Source organism: Flavobacterium cerinum, assembly GCF_024496085.1.
Taxonomy (GTDB): Bacteria; Bacteroidota; Bacteroidia; order Flavobacteriales; family Flavobacteriaceae; genus Flavobacterium; species Flavobacterium cerinum_A.
The window spans coordinates 459139-474870 of record NZ_CP101751.1; the positions used below are offsets into that span (position 1 = coordinate 459139).

A 15732-nucleotide genomic window follows, 5' to 3' on the forward strand; every position below is an offset into this window, starting at 1 on the left:
ACTTTGTATGATTGAAAAAAAAAAAACAGACAGGCGATGGAATTTTAAAGTGACCTTTAACACCAATCACTTAGGATATGTTAACTTAGGATACAGGTTAGCATATCTATGCTTAAAGAATGCAACAACTTAAACATATACAACAATATAGCTTAACTCTATTTTGTTTGTATATTCTATTATTTAAATCACTTGCCACTTATGATTTTGTTATACTCCGTTTTATTCATCAGCCCTTTTACCAATTCGTTATACTGAACAGGTGTTAATCCTAATTGTTTAATTGTAATTTTAGTTCTGTCTTCTCCAAATTTTCCATCACTTAAAGAAGGCAACTTTATCATACCGTAATATTTATTCTCTACAATGATTTTTGCGGTATCATGCCTGCCATTTTTATAAATATCCTTCACTGGAATTATTTCGCGAATGGCAACATTTACTTCTTTTTCAGTAAATATTATGAATTTCCCCATTTACTTTAATATTTTTTCAAATTCCTTTTTAAGCTTGACTGCGTTACCTGATGGAATATAATCACTATTAAATAAGTCCTGATATAGATTCTTTAAATCCTCTTTTAACTCTTCGATAGTTTCATTTAAATCATCACTTTTTGCATACAAATTCAAGTCCTGGACTATGGATAAGTACTCATTATTCTCCCTTAGCACCTTCACTTTTAATGGGCGTACCAACGGGATTCCTTCAATAAAATTGATGAAATGATACATTTTACTACTATACGATTTTATATTTTATGCAATTTCATCGCATCTTAATTTTTAGAATTGATCTTCCGGAATTTGCCGATTAATCGATTGTACACCAACAAATTTTGTTAATTCACATGTAATATCGAACTATCCTTAACACAAAACTACAGTAAAAATGTTTCACCAAATTAAAATAGAGGGACTCCAGACAAAATATAAAATCGTTCTAAATAGCAATAAGCTATAATATCCTGTATCCAGAACTTACATAAGGACATCAAAAAACACTAATCCCGTTTTTGGAACATCTTAAAAAAATAAAGATTGAGAAGAAATTGAGCATATCCGTAAACAGCATCTTCTACTGGAATGGTAAGTAATCGTATATTCAAGAATTCTTCCGGATTGTAATTCACAATCGGCGCTTCCAGTCCGGTACCGGTTAATACGCCATTAACAGGAAAAAAGCCAAGCATTAATATAAAAAACACCAGAGAAGCTTTTCCGATCCAATCTACCCGGGCTATAAAATGTAAAAAGATCAAGGTTAGCATTGTAATAATTGCCGTAACTAAAGTATAAATTTTATCTGCATACAATAAAGCAAATACGGCACATACAATCACGCTGACAAATACAATGATATTGTTGTAGGCTATGGTCCAGTTGAGGTTAAAAAATTTATCGAGACAAAAAAATGTAAAGATGCACGAAAACGGAATGCATATAAAAAACAACCACTCTTCCAGCGGTAAACCGAAAAGGCTAATGCCAAGGGTATAGGTTTTATTAAACCACCAGACCCCTATTTTTGTAAAAAAGATATCCCATATTATAAATGGTATTGCAACCAATATACCGGATCTTAAAAATACCGGAAACTGTTTATTGAACTGTATTCTTTTGTCAAATGAAAAAATAAAGCAAATAATTACGGTCAGTAAATTAATCAATAAATAAGTATACGGTTTCATTATTGTTTAGCGTTAAAATACATTCTGAAATATTTCAAGGGAACCCATAAAAAACCAAAACATTCTCCATCGTGCTTACCGGTATGCTTGTGATGCTGTTTATGTGCTCTCCGTATAGCCAGGAAATAGGGATTTTGTGTTTTTTGCAATGCTTTTATACGTTGGTGAATAAAAATATCGTGTACCCAAAAGTAAGCGATACCGTATAAAGTAATTCCTAAACCAACATAAAACCGGAAATCGAAATTATTCAAGGATCCCCAATAAAGTAAAGCTATGGCCGGCAATGCAAAGATCACAAAAAAGTAATCGTTTTTTTCAAGAGGGCCTTTATTGGTGTGATCGTGATGATCCCGATGCAAAGCCCATAAAAATCCATGCATCACATATTTATGGATAATCCAGGTGGCACCTTCCATTAGTATAAATGTTAAAAGAACGATACTAAAATTCATATCGGTTTGAAAAATTAATTAGACAATGATTCCGACTAAGCATAAATTCCTGCCTTTTACAGGTATAAAACATCTTAAAAACACCTAAAATGAACTGAGCACTGATTGTAACCCACATTGAAAAAGCGGTTTTGACACATGTAATGGTTGTTTTCTTTTAAATTGGTATATCATCGTATTTCTTTTTTAATGACTTTGGCAATCATATTCTTCAGTAAAGTTGAGGTTATGCTGTTTTTGTTTTCGTGAATAAATTGCAAATCTTGTGCTACTTCGTTATTGTATCCTAAAAATGAAGGACAATTTTGCTGAATCGATAATCGGATAAAACGGATTTCAATATTATCCGGGTTTTCTTTTACAGCATTTTCGATATCTTTTTTTCCCTTGTTAAAAGCATTGAGTTTAACAATCGGATTGATGGCATGACTCGCCCAGATTGTTTTGAAAGCTCCCCTGTAGGCAAGATAAACACTATTTCCGTTTTTAGTATGCAACTGCACTAACATGGCCTTACATAACTTTTTATCCGACACGGCTTTAATGTAATTCGCTCGTATGGCATCCATCTCCTTATCCGGATAATCATTATCTGCTACCCTTGTAAGATAGGGAAAAAGGAGTAGCAACACCATCAATAACTTCATAAAACAGCTATTTTATATTGTACATAACTGCTCATCGCAAGGGATAACTTTTGACTATTGGGAATACGGATCCGTTGCGACATTATTTTCTCCGCCGGAGTGTTTTTAATTTTATTAAATAATGACAAATAATATTTATAGGCCAGATAGACTCCAAACCGGGACGAAGCCGGTAGCATTTTGATCCCGGTAAGCGCTTCTTTAAATTCCGTTTCGATTTCGGTTTCGATCTGATGTTTAATCTCCGGGCTAAAAAGATTCATTTGAATATTAGGAAAATAGGTACGTCCCAAAATCTGATAGTCGTCTTTCAGATCTCTTAAAAAATTCACTTTCTGAAAAGCGGAACCCAATTTCATCGCATAGGGTTTTAGTTTTTCAAACGAGGCCTTATCTCCATCCACAAATACCTGAAGACACATTAGCCCTACCACTTCGGCTGAACCTAAAATATATTCCTGATACCGCTCGGAATTATAATCTAACTGATGCAAGTCCATTTCCATACTATGCAGGAATTGTGCAATTAATGACCGGTCGATATTATAACGGCTTACCGTTTCCTGAAAAGACTGTAATATCGGGTTTAATGAAATTCCTTCCTGAAGAGCCGTATCGGTTTCATTTCGAAAGCGTTCCAGTAAAGTCGCTTTATCATAATCGTGAAAACTGTCAACAATCTCATCTGCCAGTCGTACATAACCATAAATAGCGTATATAGCAGGTCTGATAGCGGGCTTTAAAGCCAGAATACCCAGAGAGAAGCTGGTACTGTATTTTTCGGTCACAATTTTACTGACCTTATAGGATACTTCGTCAAATAGCTTTTTCATACCGGGATATTTTTAGTTTATCTACTTCTTTTGCAACTATATTACCTGATATAATAGAAGGTGGAACTCCCGGTCCGGGTACTGTTAGTTGACCGGTGTAGAACAGATTTTTTACGTGCTTGTTTTTAATAGACGGTTTTAGTACCGCCGTTTGATTTAGCGTATTGGCTAATCCGTAGGCATTACCGCCATAAGCATTATAATCGTTTATAAAATCGCTGACACAATAACTTTTTTTATACTCTAATTTTGATTTTAAGTTATAAACTCCGGTATGTTTTTCTATGCGTTCTAACATTTCGTCCAAATACTTTTCCCGAACGGATTCCGCATCGGAAAGCCCCGTGGCAAGCGGTATCAGTAAAAAAAGGTTTTCACAACCTTCCGGAGCGACAGTAGGATCGGTTTTAGACGGACAACAGGCGTAGAACAATGGTTTTTCCGGCCATTTTTTAGTATTGTAAATCGTATCGACATGTTCGTCCAGATCATTCTCAAAAAACAACGTATGGTGTTTCAAGCCGGGAATCCGTTCCTTAAACCCCAGATAGTAAATTAAACAGGAAGGTGCAAAGGTTCGGGAAGCCCAATACTTTTCATCATAATTTCGCATTTCGGGTTCCAGCAGCGTTTCTGTATGATGATAGTCACAGGATGCTATTATGCTATCAAACGCCTGGAATGTTCCGTTAACGATTAATCCTTTAGCCTGACCTTGTTCCACAACAATCTGATCAATATTTTGATTAAAATGAAAATGCGCACCTTGTTCTTCTGCTACTTTTTTCATTGCTATAACCAATTGATAAAAACCACCTGCCGGATACCAGGTTCCCAGAGCATAACCGCCATAATTCATCAGACTATACAAGGCCGGAATTTTGATTGGTGAAGCCCCGAGAAATATAACCGGAAATTCCATTAGCGTTCTTAGCTTGGGATTGGAAAAATAGTGACCTACATAACTTCTGAAATTAGTAAGCAAATTCAGTTTTAAAGCGGTACCTGCAATTTTGGGTGACATGAATTCAACCCAACTGTGACAAGGCTTATTTACAAATTCACGCATTCCAACATCATATTTGAATTTGGCAGCTTTCATAAATACGTCCAGTTTTTTACCGGCTCCTTTTTCAATATCCTCAAATAAAGCTTTAAGCGCTTCATAGGATTTCGGAACTCCGATTTTTTCATCGCTGAAAATCATTTCAAACTGCGGATTTAAAGCTATCAGATCGTAAAAATCGGAAGTACGATAACCAAAGTCATTAAAAAATGATTCGATAATATCGGGCATCCAATACCAGCTTGGCCCCATATCAAAGGTGTATCCGTTAGTCGTTTGAAACTGCCGGGCTCTTCCGCCGGGCTGACTTTGCTTTTCAAAAACATGAACCTCATTACCCGACTGAGCGCAATATGAAGCTGCTGACAAACCCGAAATCCCGGAACCGATTATTGCGATTTTCTTTTTCATAGCCTATATTTTTTAGTCTATAAAATAGGCCGCATTCACTTTTTGCAAAAGCTCATGACTATCTATCTGTTGAGAAAAAATCGGGTGATGAAAATCATCCAGCTTATTTAACAACCGTATTAATTGCATTTTTTCGGAATGAGACAGATCTCCTGAAACGATTTGGGTTGCAAGTCGTATTTTTCCCATTTGAGCATCTAATGACTGTAAGCCTTCCTGTGAAATTTCAATTACCTTACTCCTTTTATCCGTTTCGGAGTCATTTTGTGTTACCCAACCGTTTTTAATTAATCGGTTTATGATCTGCATTCCGGTTGGCTTATCCTGAATATTTCTTTTAATAAGCTCCATTTTGGTCATTGCTCCAAATGCCTTCAAGTTGATCAAATAAATAAAATCTTCCTGAGTCGAAAATTCTGATTCCTGTATTGCCGACTTGGAATAGGTTTTAGCATATCGATTCATGTGCACCAATAAAGTACTGATTACACTCTCCGGGCTTCTTCCCTCCGTTTTACCTTCCCAATCAGGTTCATCTAAAGAAAAGTCCGTTTGTTTTTCCCTCTCAAAAAACCATCTTTTAAAACCACTTACATCTTTGGCATAACCATCATTGTTATTCTCCTTTTCGAATTTTTCGACAAGTTGAATAACATCCTGAATAAGCTGATAGTTCATAAATAATCTATTTTTAGTATGTAAATATACTAAAAATAAACAAACAAGTATTTTTAAATACTTTATTTTATTAGAATTTAGAAAAAAGAGACGTTCTACACAGAAATAAAAGCAGATAAAGCACTACCATCCAAAGCATTAAAATACTTACAAAAACTTCTAAGCAATTCCCATTTTTAAATTCTTTGTAGCAAAAAAAGATTTTTCCCATAATGACCGATAAATAAAACCCCTATAATTCTTGCATTTATTTCAAGAGGCAACAAGCATTGAAGGAAAATGAAAGTTTGTTAGTTTTTTATATTTATAGTTCTTTCCGACAAAAAATACTATAAAAAGGAAAAATCAGACTATTACACGAGTAGTATTTATACGTATAGATAACCTACATTTTAAAAAGTACCGAACATCCGGATCTATACAGATTCAGGAGATCTAAATAGTATTGGGTTTTGATCTTTTTTGTATTGCTTTCAAATACATATAACTAAGTATTTGAAAACCCGAAAAATGGATAACCAGAACCGTAATAGAAATAACAGCCACGGGCACAACCGGATCAGCCGGAAAAGATTTTATTAATAATTGCAGACCGATAGCCTTATTCTTAGAAAAAAGAATCATCGTGGAAAAATTGGTTCCGAAATGTAGCGCCAGCGGTAAATATATAGTTTTAGATTGTGCAAATGCCAATGCAAAGATATAGCCCACTGATCCCGTGCTCAAAAATATAAATACCATTTGTAACGGACTACCAAATGCATTCCAGGAAAACCAATGATAAACACCAAAGGCTATAGAAGATATTATTATTGCTTTTTGATTGCCTAATTTTCGGATCAGAATATACAGTAAAGCACCGCGAAAAATTAGCTCCTCAAAAACAACTGCCCGAATGATATATACAACAGAATTTACAAAAGCTGAAAAAGTATAATCCGGATTCAACTTTAAAGGATTGTGAACAAGTGCCGCTACTGAAAATTCAAAGAGGCAGTAATAAGCAACCGGCCATACAATACTTACTGAAAACAAAATGAATCTGTACCGGGTGAGCTTAACACCAAGCACGCTTAAATTTTCCTTAATTGCATACTTTAAAATAAAGTACGACAAAACGATTTCTATAAAAATTCCTATCATAACATATTAATTACCCAAATTTATTAACTTTGAGTATAGAAAATTGCCGCCAAATACAAATGGCGTATAAATGACGTATTGACGGGATGTCTACAAATAACCAATGTATAGCTGAACTTCTTCGTACCGGCAGAATAGCCAAAGGGTATACTCAACAGAAACTTTCCGAAGTGACCAATGTCAGTTTGCGTTCGATACAACGAATCGAAAAAGGTCAGGTAAAACCCAGAATGTATACACTACAATTGTTATCTGCCGAACTGGGAATACAGATAGCGGATTTATCACTTTCCGAAAAGAGTTCTGAACCCTTGACAAAAAAACAAATCAATTTTGCACGGGAAATCATTCTCTCTGTAGGGAGTGGACTTTTCTTATTATTTGGCAGTGTTGCTTTTCTTTGTCAAAGTGTAAGATTTCCCGAAACCCGTTTCGAATTATATGCCTTTTGGGCTATCATTACGTTGGTTTACCTGATAATCACGTTAAAAATATGGAAAAACAATTAAGCCTGTATTCGTTATACATTACATTATTTCAGTTTTTTAACTCGCTATTCAGGGACAAACAACCTTTTTCCTCCGAAATCAGCAGTTCGTTTTCATTGAGAGATATTATCCGCTTAAATAAAGATTCAGTGACTAAATTTTACCATTGCGATATTCCAAGCCTGTAATTATTGTTTATTTAGCAAATTCATCAGGCATATTCAAGCCGAAATTCGGAAATTGACACAAAACGAGTGAATTTTGCACAAAAAAGATTTCCATCTAAAATGTAATAATTACCTTTGCTGCGGATTTAAACTGTTTTAGTGAGAAAGTTTATAGTCATATTAGCACTCTTTATGCTTCTTAAGCCTGTAATTCCGGTTTTGGAGTATATTGTATTTTATGATTATATCAAAAACGAACTTTGTGAAAACAAAGACAAACCGAAACTTAAATGTAACGGAAAATGCCATTTAGCGAAAGAGATGGCTAAAGCATCCGATACTCCTGAAAAAGGAAACGAAAAAAAGCATATTTCAATAGAAACAAGTATTGTTTTCTATAAAGAAATCGAAGAGGATTTCGGTTTTAGTCCCCTTTTCTACAAATACAAATCAAAAATATCTTCAAATTATGATCTGTCCTATTCTTATTTAGAGACAGATTCTCTATTTCGACCTCCGGTAGTTTAATTTTTTAATAGGATTATTGCACCAGGTATTGTTTTTCTACAATATCAGAACGGATATGGCCTGTATTCAGATATGTGCACTATTCTCTATTTTATCACCGGTAGCTTTACAACTTAATAGCGCTTTTTTTAAAACTGTTATTTCATGTAAACTGCCAGTCGATACCACATAGTTTTTAATTAAACATTTACCTGAAATGAAATTTTTTAATTTTTTTGTAATTGCGACATTGTTCGCAGTTATAACTTCATGTACTCTGGACAAAACGGATTTTGAAGCCGAAACCAACAGGGATGTTACCGAATATTTTGAATTTAAAGAAGTTACTTCTTTCAACAGCGGTAATTACAAGATAAGTGTTGCGGCTTTAAACGGGACTTTTTATAAAGGATATAATGAAATTCGCTTAACCATAATAAATACTCAAAACAACCAGACTCTGAATAGCTCAGATGTCACTTGCTTACCTATACTGACCAATTCAGACGGTAATAAAACTTCGTGTCCACACCGATATAATTTGGTCTATAACACAGAGGGGAATTATTATTCGGGATATGCCGTATTTACAAGTATAAGTAATCCAATGGAAAACTGGGACCTTTATATTGGTTTCACCGATAATAATCAGTTACATTCCGCTAATGGCCTTATCTCCGTTCAGAATCAACCAAATATGAATCTGAATATGACATCCTTTACGGGAAATGACGGCGAAAAGTATTTTATTGCATTGGTAGCTCCTCAGAAACCCAGAGTAGCCGAAAACGAATTGGTAGCAGGAATTTACAAATACAATCAGCCCACAGAACCTGCGGGAACATTTCCTGATCCGTCACAGTTTTCATATTCCGAAGTGCAAAATTATACTTTGAAACTGGATCCGAGAATGCCGGAACCCTCAATGGGTAATCATTCCTCGCCTAACAATGTTGATTTAACTCAGAAAACAGACGGGTTGTATTATGGAGTAGTTAATTACACCATGACCGGAAACTGGACACTGAATTTTATTATGCAGAATCAAAACGGACAAGTCATAAAAGGAACAGAAGTTCCGACGGATTTCACACCGGGAATCGAAGGAGTAAAAAGCGAACTTTATATTGACATTTTATTCTGATACTATGAGATATATCACAATAGTATTGCTTTTTTGGGGAATGTTTCTCAATGCTCAGAATAACGGAGCAAAAAAAGACAGCATTAAAGAAAAAGAAATCAAGTTAAAAGAAGTCGAAATTATTGTAGCTACTAAGAAGAAAATAGAAACCGAAATGAAAATGGCAGTTTCGGTAGATCAGTTTCTGGCTTCTTCCGATCAGATCAGTTTTATTAAACGTGGCGCATATGCATGGGAACCATTGTTAAACAATATGAGTACAGAACGTTCTGTCATCACTATTGACGGAATGCACGTTTTCGGAGCTTGTACAGACAAAATGGATCCGATTACATCTTATGTGGAGAGCAATAATCTATCGACAATCGATATAAAATCAGGTCAGGAAGGCGGCATGCACGGTTCAACTGTAGCGGGAAGCATCGATTTGAAAAGAAAAAACACAGCATTTAGCGAAAAGCAAGAATGGAAAGGTGCTTATCAATCGGGTTTTGAATTTAACAATAAGCAGTTTTTCAACCTTGGAAATGTATCTTTTGCGAGTAATAAATTCGTAGCAGACGGAAGTATTTCCTATCGAAAAGCCGAAAATTATTTTGACGGTAATAACAATGAAGTGAAACATTCGCAATTCAAAAAATTCAACAGTTCTTTAGGATTGGCTTACAAAACGAGTACTTTGTCTTCTCTACGAGCTGATGCTATTTTTGATATGGCGAAAGATGTAGGCTATCCTGCACTTCCGATGGATTTATGGCTTTCAAGAGCATTAATCACTTCGGTTGCCTACAAGCAATTGTTTAAAGAAGGATTAGTAAGAGTCTGGGATTCGAAAATCTATTTTAATGCCATAGAGCATTATATGGACGACACCACCCGACCTGAAAACCTGGTGCATATGGATATGCCGGGCTGGAGTACAACGTATGGATTGGTTTCTAAAATTAATCTAAAAAAAGAAAACTACTCTTCAGAAGTTCAGCTGAATGCATATAATAATGTTTCCATTGCCGAAATGCGAATGTATCCGCAGGATCGAAGCAAACAGACCATGTTTGCCTACAGCTGGCCCTGGGTTACAACTCGTTATGCTGGCCTTTCCATAAACAATTCATTGGAAATTACTGAAAAAAGTCAGATCAATTTCGGTGGTTCTTTAGGCATGAATTATAACCATTCCAAATATGTGGATTTTAATTGGATTTTTCATCCCGGAGCGCCACAGGAAAAAACCCGTTTTTTACCCAGTCTGTATGCCGGTTATACGATAGATGTCAAAAAGTTTAATTTTTCTGCCGGAGGCGGTTATGGCCATCGTGCGCCATCTGTTTCAGAAGGTTACGGCTATTATATCTATAACAGTTTCGATCGTTACGATTACATAGGAAACCCGGATTTAAAAAATGAAATTTCGTATGAGATTAACGTTGCTGCCGGTTTCTCTGATGAAAAGTTTAGCCTTAAAGCCAAAGCAAACTATTTTTATATTCAGAATTACATCATCGGAAGAATTTTAAGCATGGGAAGTCCTATGAACTATCAATCAGTTGGAGTAAAAGGATACACTTCGCTTGACTATGCTACTTTGTTTAATTTTTCACTTAACGCTCAATACGACATACTGGAACATCTGCATTGGAAAGGAACCCTGACCTACGCCCGCGGGAAAGATAATAAAGACGGAAACCTTCCTTTTATACGCCCGTTGAGTTATCAGACTTCATTACAGTATCACTATAAAGATTTCGGTTTTCAGACCGCTTTAAACGGTGATTTCGAACAAATTAATTACAGTCCTGAATATGGAGAAGACAAAACACCCGCTTACAGGATTTGGAACTTGTCTGCTGATTATACTTTTTATATCAACAATTTCAAAACTGTATTTCAGATCGGTGCCGAGAATATCTTAAATGAATATTACAGTACTTATGCCGACTGGGGAAATATCCCAAGAATGGGACGCAATATTTTTACCTCTTTAAAAATCAATTTTTAATTCTAAAATCAATTAATAGTAACAACTAAATTTTTCAAAAATGAGAAATCTTAAAAAGTACCTTTTATTATCTGCTATTTCATTAGCAATTGTATCGTGCAGTAGTGATGATGCCGCACCAGTAGCCAATAACGTAACACTATCTTTCAAAAACACCTTTGGGGATACCGAGATTGTTTTAGGAGGAGCGACATCTTCTACGGCAACTGTAAACACATCTGATGCAGGTCAGGTTCACCATTTTTCGGAACTGAAATATGTAATCAGTAACATTCGTCTGGTAAAAGCAGATGGAACTGAAGTACCATATAATATAAACGATTTGGATAAAGGCGCGACCGTTATTAACCATGCCAATCCTTCAACATTAAATTATGTAATGAGTAATATTCCTACCGGAGAGTACAAACAAATTAAATTCGGTTTGGGAGTACGAAGTGACCTGAATACATTAAATCAGGTAAGTTTCCCTAACTTCTATGCTACTGCCGGTGCCAACGACACTCAAATGATGTGGGAATGGGGAACGGGATATCGCTTTACCAAAATTGAAGGATTTTATGGTGCCGATAATAAAGAAATGTCTATTCACACCGGAAGCACTGTTGAAGGTTCTGAAGGGAATTATACGCAAGGTGTTGATGCCTACAGAAACATTACATTGGATCTGCCTGTAAACGCTGTTGTCGGTAATCAGTCGCCTAAAATTAAAATAAAAGCCGACTTTAATAAACTATTAAGCGGAACTACTAATACGATTACATTATCAACCGGAACAGGAATGGGTGACAATGCTACACCTAATATTCACACAGCTGTTCAGATGGTAAAATTTGTAGATAATTTAGGCGGAAACGGAACAAACGATCTTAAAGGAATGTTCTCTGTTAGTACCGTAGAAAACTAATTGATACAAAGAGCCGTCTTAAACAGGCGGCTCTATTAAATACTTCATATAAGATGAAAGTTTTTTTTAAAATTTTACCTCTTTTATTCTTGTCAGTGTCTTGTAGCAATGACAACTACGAACCGGTTTCATATGATAATCCCGAACTATCATTAAATATTCCCGTTGGTTTTCCGGCATTGAATAATTCGTTTTACACCAACAAGCCTACAAAATACGGAGTTGAATTAGGAGAAAAACTGTTTAATGAAAAACGGTTTAGTGCAGACAATACTATTTCGTGCGCAAGTTGTCACAAGCAATCATCTGCCTTTGCCGACAATGCTATACAGGCAATCGGAATTAATGGTAGAATCGGACTTCGGAATACACCACCAGTTCAAAATCTTGCTTTTATGAAATTCTACAATTGGGACGGAAGCAAGCTGAGTTTAGAAAATCAGCCCATTGTTCCCATTATTACCCATGAAGAAATGGATTCATCTATTTTAGAAGTCATTGGTAAAATTCAAAATGACACTTCATACAAAACACTTTTTCAAAAGGCATTCGGGGATGAAAATATTACACCCGAACGAATTTACAAAAGTATTGCCCAGTATGAATACACATTGATTTCCGCCAACAGTAAATACGACAAAGTAATGCGAAATGAAGGAGCTGCTTTTACAGAAAGTGAAACACAGGGCTATCTGATTTTTCAGCAGAAGTGCTCCGGTTGCCACAGTACAGAACTCTTTACCGATCAAAGTTTCCGAAACATAGGATTTCCGGTAAACCCGAATTCTAATGAAGCCGGGAGAGCAAGAGTTACCGGAAATATGCAAGAGTACATGAGCTTTCGGGTACCGTCTTTACGTAATGTCGAATATACCGCGCCTTATGGCAGTTTTGGACAATTCGCGACACTTAAAGATGTTTTGGATTATTTTGACAATGGCGTTTTAGATGCCGATAATTTAGATCCTGTATTTAAAAATAATGACAAAAGAATTCCGCTTACCGAACAGGAAAAAGAATATCTAATTTCCTTTATGAAAACATTAAGTGACGGCAGTTTTACAAATCATTAATATTAAATTCTGATGACTATACTTTATCTCAGACAGCATTGGTTCACTTTAAATGTATGTTAGAAAAGACCTAATTCCGATCTCCCTGTTTTAAAGAAGCAATGCAATTTTAGCAAAAATTAAAAATTACATTTACAATATTTTGATCATCATTTTTCAATGGAAAAATTAGTAGGAAGCATACTGTTAGGACTGGTATTATTGTCGTGTACGAACCGACAACAAAGATTGCCTTTTCTGGGGAATCCGATTGTAAAAGGACAAGACACCCTCTATCCGAAGATTAAGGATTTTACTTTTATTAATCAGGATAGTATAACGGTGACGAATAAAACATTTGATGGTAAAATATATATCACCGATTTTATTTTCTTGTCTTGCCCAACGATTTGTCCTAAAATGACCGTTGAAATGCTTGCTGTTTATCACGAATATCAAAACAATCCAAATATTGCTTTTTTATCGCATACGATAGATCCCGAACAGGATACTATAAAGCGGTTAAAAACATATTCAGAAAACCTGGGGATTACCGGTAACTGGCATTTTGTAACCGGCAATAAGGAAAACATCTATCAGATGGCAACCGAAAGCTACTTTATGACAGCTTATCCCGATGCCAAAGAACCGGGAGGCTATGTACATAGCGGCGGGTTACTATTAATCGATCGTAACCGACATATCCGTGGTGTTTACGACGGAACCAATCCGCAGGAAACAAAACGATTAATCGCTGATATAGCCTTATTATTAAAAGAAAAATAAAGCAGTGAAAAAGATTACAACCTTTTTTTTACTTATTTTATTTGTGTTTCAAAGTACGAGTAACTTTTGGATCATAACTTCTTTTTATATCAATCAGGACTATATTACTGAGAACATATGTATCAACCGGTTTGATAAAATTCCGGTTTGTTATGGTAAATGTTATCTATCCAAACAGCTTAGGGAAAATGACAAAAAAGAACAAAAGCTTCCTAATATAAAAGAAAAAGAAATTCAACTCTTTTATTACAACGATTTTGATTTTACAATCAACAAAGTAACCGATAATGGTTATTATATACATTATCCCCGGTACAGACCGAAATTCTTTACGGAAGAATACCTTTATTCCGTATTTCACCCTCCCAAACAGAACGCCTAAAATACCGTTTAAAATTTTTTAATTTAAATGAAACCATTATGCAAACCGGATATTTAACTGTTTGTAACATGGGTTTATTCGGCGATAATGCTGTTAACTTCTGGATGGAGGACCTGACGGGTATTCTGGAGCGGTTTCCGCTATTGGAACGTCCACACAAGCAGGATTTTTTTGCCATCTACAGTGTTGAACAGGCGGAAGGCGATATCTGTATTGATAATCAAAAGATTAAGCTGGAACCGCAAAAGGTTATCGTAATCAGACCTCGTTGCATCAGTAATATAAACATTAATAAAGCAGCTAAAGGAAAGCTGATTTGTTTTACAGAAGACTTTTTTTCCCTGCGTTACAATAACAATATTCTGCATCACTTTTCTTTTTTAGAAAGGGAAGCATTGCCGTATATCAGGTTAAATGATACTCAAATAGCGCGCTGGGAAACATTACAACTTTTTGTTGATAGCGAATTTAAAACCAAAGGAAAGGAAACGGGCAAGGTACTCCGTTCGTATCTGAATATTTTATTATTTGAGTTGGAGCGACTCTATAATCCTTTAGGAACACCAAAAGAACATTCACTCCGACAAGAGAAGATACAACTTTTCCAAAAGTTAATCGATCAGAATTTTAAAGAAAAGAAGTTACCTTCCGACTATGCCGCAATCTTAAATGTAAGTCCGAATTACCTGAATAAAATGTGTAAGGAAGAAACGGGACTCACTGCCGGCGATCTTATCCGGAAGCAAATCGTATTGGAAGCACAGCGATTGTTGCTCTATACTACGGATACTATAAACGAAATAGCCGATAAACTCGGATTTGAAAACGTATCTTATTTTGTGACTTTCTTTAAAAAGCAGGCTAATGTTACTCCTGAGCAATTCAGAAGAACTGAGAAATAAATCGTAAAAACAAACACCATGAAAATAAAACATAACAAACTTCTAACAATACTACTGAATACAATGGCATTGTTGACGCTGACAGTCTTTTTCAGTTGCCAGGAAAAAGAGGGCGGAAATACTTTAAATAGTTCTAAGCAACTGATTCAACCGGAAAATCCGCTTAATAAACTGAAATACGATAATACAATCGATTTTTTTTGTAAAATGGATATAACCCGGTATGGTGTTAGTGATACACTTCACTATAAGGGAAAATTATACGGTTTTTGTTCTAAAATGTGCAAAGATGAATTTCGGAAGAACCCGGATTCATACCTTACCGATAAAACGGTTTTGGAGCATAAATAACCAAAAGTGTAAAAAGTAAAATAAAAGTACTTTTTATCTAATGAAAGCGTTCCGTTTATTGAAACTTCCGGCATGATTATTTTGAAAGTTTTTACTGATTTGTAGTCATCTTTGTGAAGTCAAA

At 35.4% G+C, this 15732-nt stretch carries 19 protein-coding genes; 10 read left to right on the forward strand and 9 right to left on the reverse strand.

The window, feature by feature from the left end; genetic code table 11:
- Positions 1–188: 188 nt before the first annotated feature.
- From NOX80_RS02020 to NOX80_RS02060, 9 genes are all read right to left on the reverse strand, one after another.
- Positions 189–476 (reverse strand): hypothetical protein, encoded by a 288-nt coding sequence (locus NOX80_RS02020; protein ID WP_256551672.1) that lies wholly within the window; start codon positions 474–476, stop codon positions 189–191.
- Positions 477–734, reverse strand: a complete 258-nt coding sequence (locus NOX80_RS02025; RefSeq protein ID WP_256551673.1) for a hypothetical protein — start codon at positions 732–734, stop codon at positions 477–479. It abuts the gene before it with no gap.
- A gap of 269 nt (positions 735–1003) precedes the next feature.
- A complete protein-coding gene (locus tag NOX80_RS02030) occupies positions 1004–1690 on the reverse strand; it encodes a lycopene cyclase domain-containing protein (protein WP_256551674.1) in 687 nt (228 codons plus the stop codon).
- Positions 1690–2145: a sterol desaturase family protein gene (locus tag NOX80_RS02035; protein ID WP_256551675.1), complete on the reverse strand. Its 456-nt coding sequence runs from the start codon at positions 2143–2145 to the stop codon at positions 1690–1692. The genes NOX80_RS02030 and NOX80_RS02035 overlap by 1 nt, the downstream gene beginning before the upstream one ends.
- Positions 2146–2315: 170 nt before the next feature.
- Positions 2316–2792, reverse strand: a complete 477-nt coding sequence (locus NOX80_RS02040; RefSeq protein ID WP_256551676.1) for a hypothetical protein — start codon at positions 2790–2792, stop codon at positions 2316–2318.
- The gene (locus NOX80_RS02045; protein ID WP_256551677.1) at positions 2789–3625 is read right to left on the reverse strand and encodes a phytoene/squalene synthase family protein; all 837 of its coding nucleotides are present in this window, start codon (positions 3623–3625) and stop codon (positions 2789–2791) included. Before NOX80_RS02045 ends, NOX80_RS02040 begins: the two co-directional genes overlap by 4 nt.
- Positions 3609–5102, reverse strand: a complete 1494-nt coding sequence (locus NOX80_RS02050) for a phytoene desaturase family protein (protein WP_256551678.1) — start codon at positions 5100–5102, stop codon at positions 3609–3611. Before NOX80_RS02050 ends, NOX80_RS02045 begins: the two co-directional genes overlap by 17 nt.
- Before the next feature lie 12 nt (positions 5103–5114).
- Positions 5115–5780 (reverse strand): MarR family winged helix-turn-helix transcriptional regulator, encoded by a 666-nt coding sequence (locus tag NOX80_RS02055; protein ID WP_256551679.1) that lies wholly within the window; start codon positions 5778–5780, stop codon positions 5115–5117.
- 435 nt (positions 5781–6215) lie between these two features.
- The gene (locus NOX80_RS02060; protein ID WP_256551680.1) at positions 6216–6923 is read right to left on the reverse strand and encodes a CPBP family intramembrane glutamic endopeptidase; all 708 of its coding nucleotides are present in this window, start codon (positions 6921–6923) and stop codon (positions 6216–6218) included.
- An 86-nt stretch (positions 6924–7009) separates the two neighbouring features.
- Between NOX80_RS02060 and NOX80_RS02065 the strand changes: the two genes are divergently transcribed.
- From NOX80_RS02065 to NOX80_RS02110, 10 genes are all read left to right on the forward strand, one after another.
- The gene (locus NOX80_RS02065; RefSeq protein WP_256551681.1) at positions 7010–7432 is read left to right on the forward strand and encodes a helix-turn-helix domain-containing protein; all 423 of its coding nucleotides are present in this window, start codon (positions 7010–7012) and stop codon (positions 7430–7432) included.
- Between the two features lie 305 nt (positions 7433–7737).
- Positions 7738–8106, forward strand: a complete 369-nt coding sequence (locus NOX80_RS02070) for a hypothetical protein (protein WP_256551682.1) — start codon at positions 7738–7740, stop codon at positions 8104–8106.
- Positions 8107–8302: 196 nt separating this feature from the next.
- Positions 8303–9229, forward strand: a complete 927-nt coding sequence (locus tag NOX80_RS02075; RefSeq protein ID WP_256551683.1) for a FixH family protein — start codon at positions 8303–8305, stop codon at positions 9227–9229.
- A 4-nt stretch (positions 9230–9233) separates the two neighbouring features.
- Positions 9234–11228 carry a TonB-dependent receptor plug domain-containing protein gene (locus NOX80_RS02080; protein WP_256551684.1) on the forward strand — a complete coding sequence of 665 codons (1995 nt, stop codon included), beginning with the start codon at positions 9234–9236 and terminating at the stop codon, positions 11226–11228.
- A 40-nt stretch (positions 11229–11268) separates the two neighbouring features.
- On the forward strand, positions 11269–12135 hold the full coding sequence (locus NOX80_RS02085) for an MbnP family protein (protein WP_256551685.1): 867 nt from the start codon (positions 11269–11271) through the stop codon (positions 12133–12135).
- 53 nt (positions 12136–12188) lie between these two features.
- A complete protein-coding gene (locus tag NOX80_RS02090; protein WP_256551686.1) occupies positions 12189–13208 on the forward strand; it encodes a cytochrome-c peroxidase in 1020 nt (339 codons plus the stop codon).
- A gap of 159 nt (positions 13209–13367) precedes the next feature.
- Positions 13368–13973, forward strand: a complete 606-nt coding sequence (locus NOX80_RS02095; protein WP_256551687.1) for an SCO family protein — start codon at positions 13368–13370, stop codon at positions 13971–13973.
- A 4-nt stretch (positions 13974–13977) separates the two neighbouring features.
- Positions 13978–14355 carry a hypothetical protein gene (locus NOX80_RS02100; RefSeq protein ID WP_256551688.1) on the forward strand — a complete coding sequence of 126 codons (378 nt, stop codon included), beginning with the start codon at positions 13978–13980 and terminating at the stop codon, positions 14353–14355.
- Between the two features lie 38 nt (positions 14356–14393).
- Positions 14394–15257, forward strand: coding sequence for a helix-turn-helix domain-containing protein (locus tag NOX80_RS02105; RefSeq protein WP_256551689.1), 864 nt, complete (start codon positions 14394–14396; stop codon positions 15255–15257).
- An 18-nt stretch (positions 15258–15275) separates the two neighbouring features.
- Positions 15276–15608, forward strand: coding sequence for a YHS domain-containing protein (locus NOX80_RS02110; RefSeq protein WP_256551690.1), 333 nt, complete (start codon positions 15276–15278; stop codon positions 15606–15608).
- The last annotated feature ends 124 nt before the right edge of the window (positions 15609–15732 follow it).

Coding starts and splice junctions, on each gene's coding strand:
- NOX80_RS02020 (WP_256551672.1), bottom strand. CDS start 476: ATGGGGAAATTCATAATATTTACTGAAAAAGAAGTAAATGTTGCCATT.
- NOX80_RS02025 (WP_256551673.1), bottom strand. CDS start 734: ATGTATCATTTCATCAATTTTATTGAAGGAATCCCGTTGGTACGCCCA.
- NOX80_RS02030 (WP_256551674.1), bottom strand. CDS start 1,690: ATGAAACCGTATACTTATTTATTGATTAATTTACTGACCGTAATTATT.
- NOX80_RS02035 (WP_256551675.1), bottom strand. CDS start 2,145: ATGAATTTTAGTATCGTTCTTTTAACATTTATACTAATGGAAGGTGCC.
- NOX80_RS02040 (WP_256551676.1), bottom strand. CDS start 2,792: ATGAAGTTATTGATGGTGTTGCTACTCCTTTTTCCCTATCTTACAAGG.
- NOX80_RS02045 (WP_256551677.1), bottom strand. CDS start 3,625: ATGAAAAAGCTATTTGACGAAGTATCCTATAAGGTCAGTAAAATTGTG.
- NOX80_RS02050 (WP_256551678.1), bottom strand. CDS start 5,102: ATGAAAAAGAAAATCGCAATAATCGGTTCCGGGATTTCGGGTTTGTCA.
- NOX80_RS02055 (WP_256551679.1), bottom strand. CDS start 5,780: ATGAACTATCAGCTTATTCAGGATGTTATTCAACTTGTCGAAAAATTC.
- NOX80_RS02060 (WP_256551680.1), bottom strand. CDS start 6,923: ATGATAGGAATTTTTATAGAAATCGTTTTGTCGTACTTTATTTTAAAG.
- NOX80_RS02065 (WP_256551681.1), top strand. CDS start 7,010: ATGTCTACAAATAACCAATGTATAGCTGAACTTCTTCGTACCGGCAGA.
- NOX80_RS02075 (WP_256551683.1), top strand. CDS start 8,303: ATGAAATTTTTTAATTTTTTTGTAATTGCGACATTGTTCGCAGTTATA.
- NOX80_RS02080 (WP_256551684.1), top strand. CDS start 9,234: ATGAGATATATCACAATAGTATTGCTTTTTTGGGGAATGTTTCTCAAT.
- NOX80_RS02085 (WP_256551685.1), top strand. CDS start 11,269: ATGAGAAATCTTAAAAAGTACCTTTTATTATCTGCTATTTCATTAGCA.
- NOX80_RS02090 (WP_256551686.1), top strand. CDS start 12,189: ATGAAAGTTTTTTTTAAAATTTTACCTCTTTTATTCTTGTCAGTGTCT.
- NOX80_RS02095 (WP_256551687.1), top strand. CDS start 13,368: ATGGAAAAATTAGTAGGAAGCATACTGTTAGGACTGGTATTATTGTCG.
- NOX80_RS02105 (WP_256551689.1), top strand. CDS start 14,394: ATGCAAACCGGATATTTAACTGTTTGTAACATGGGTTTATTCGGCGAT.
- NOX80_RS02110 (WP_256551690.1), top strand. CDS start 15,276: ATGAAAATAAAACATAACAAACTTCTAACAATACTACTGAATACAATG.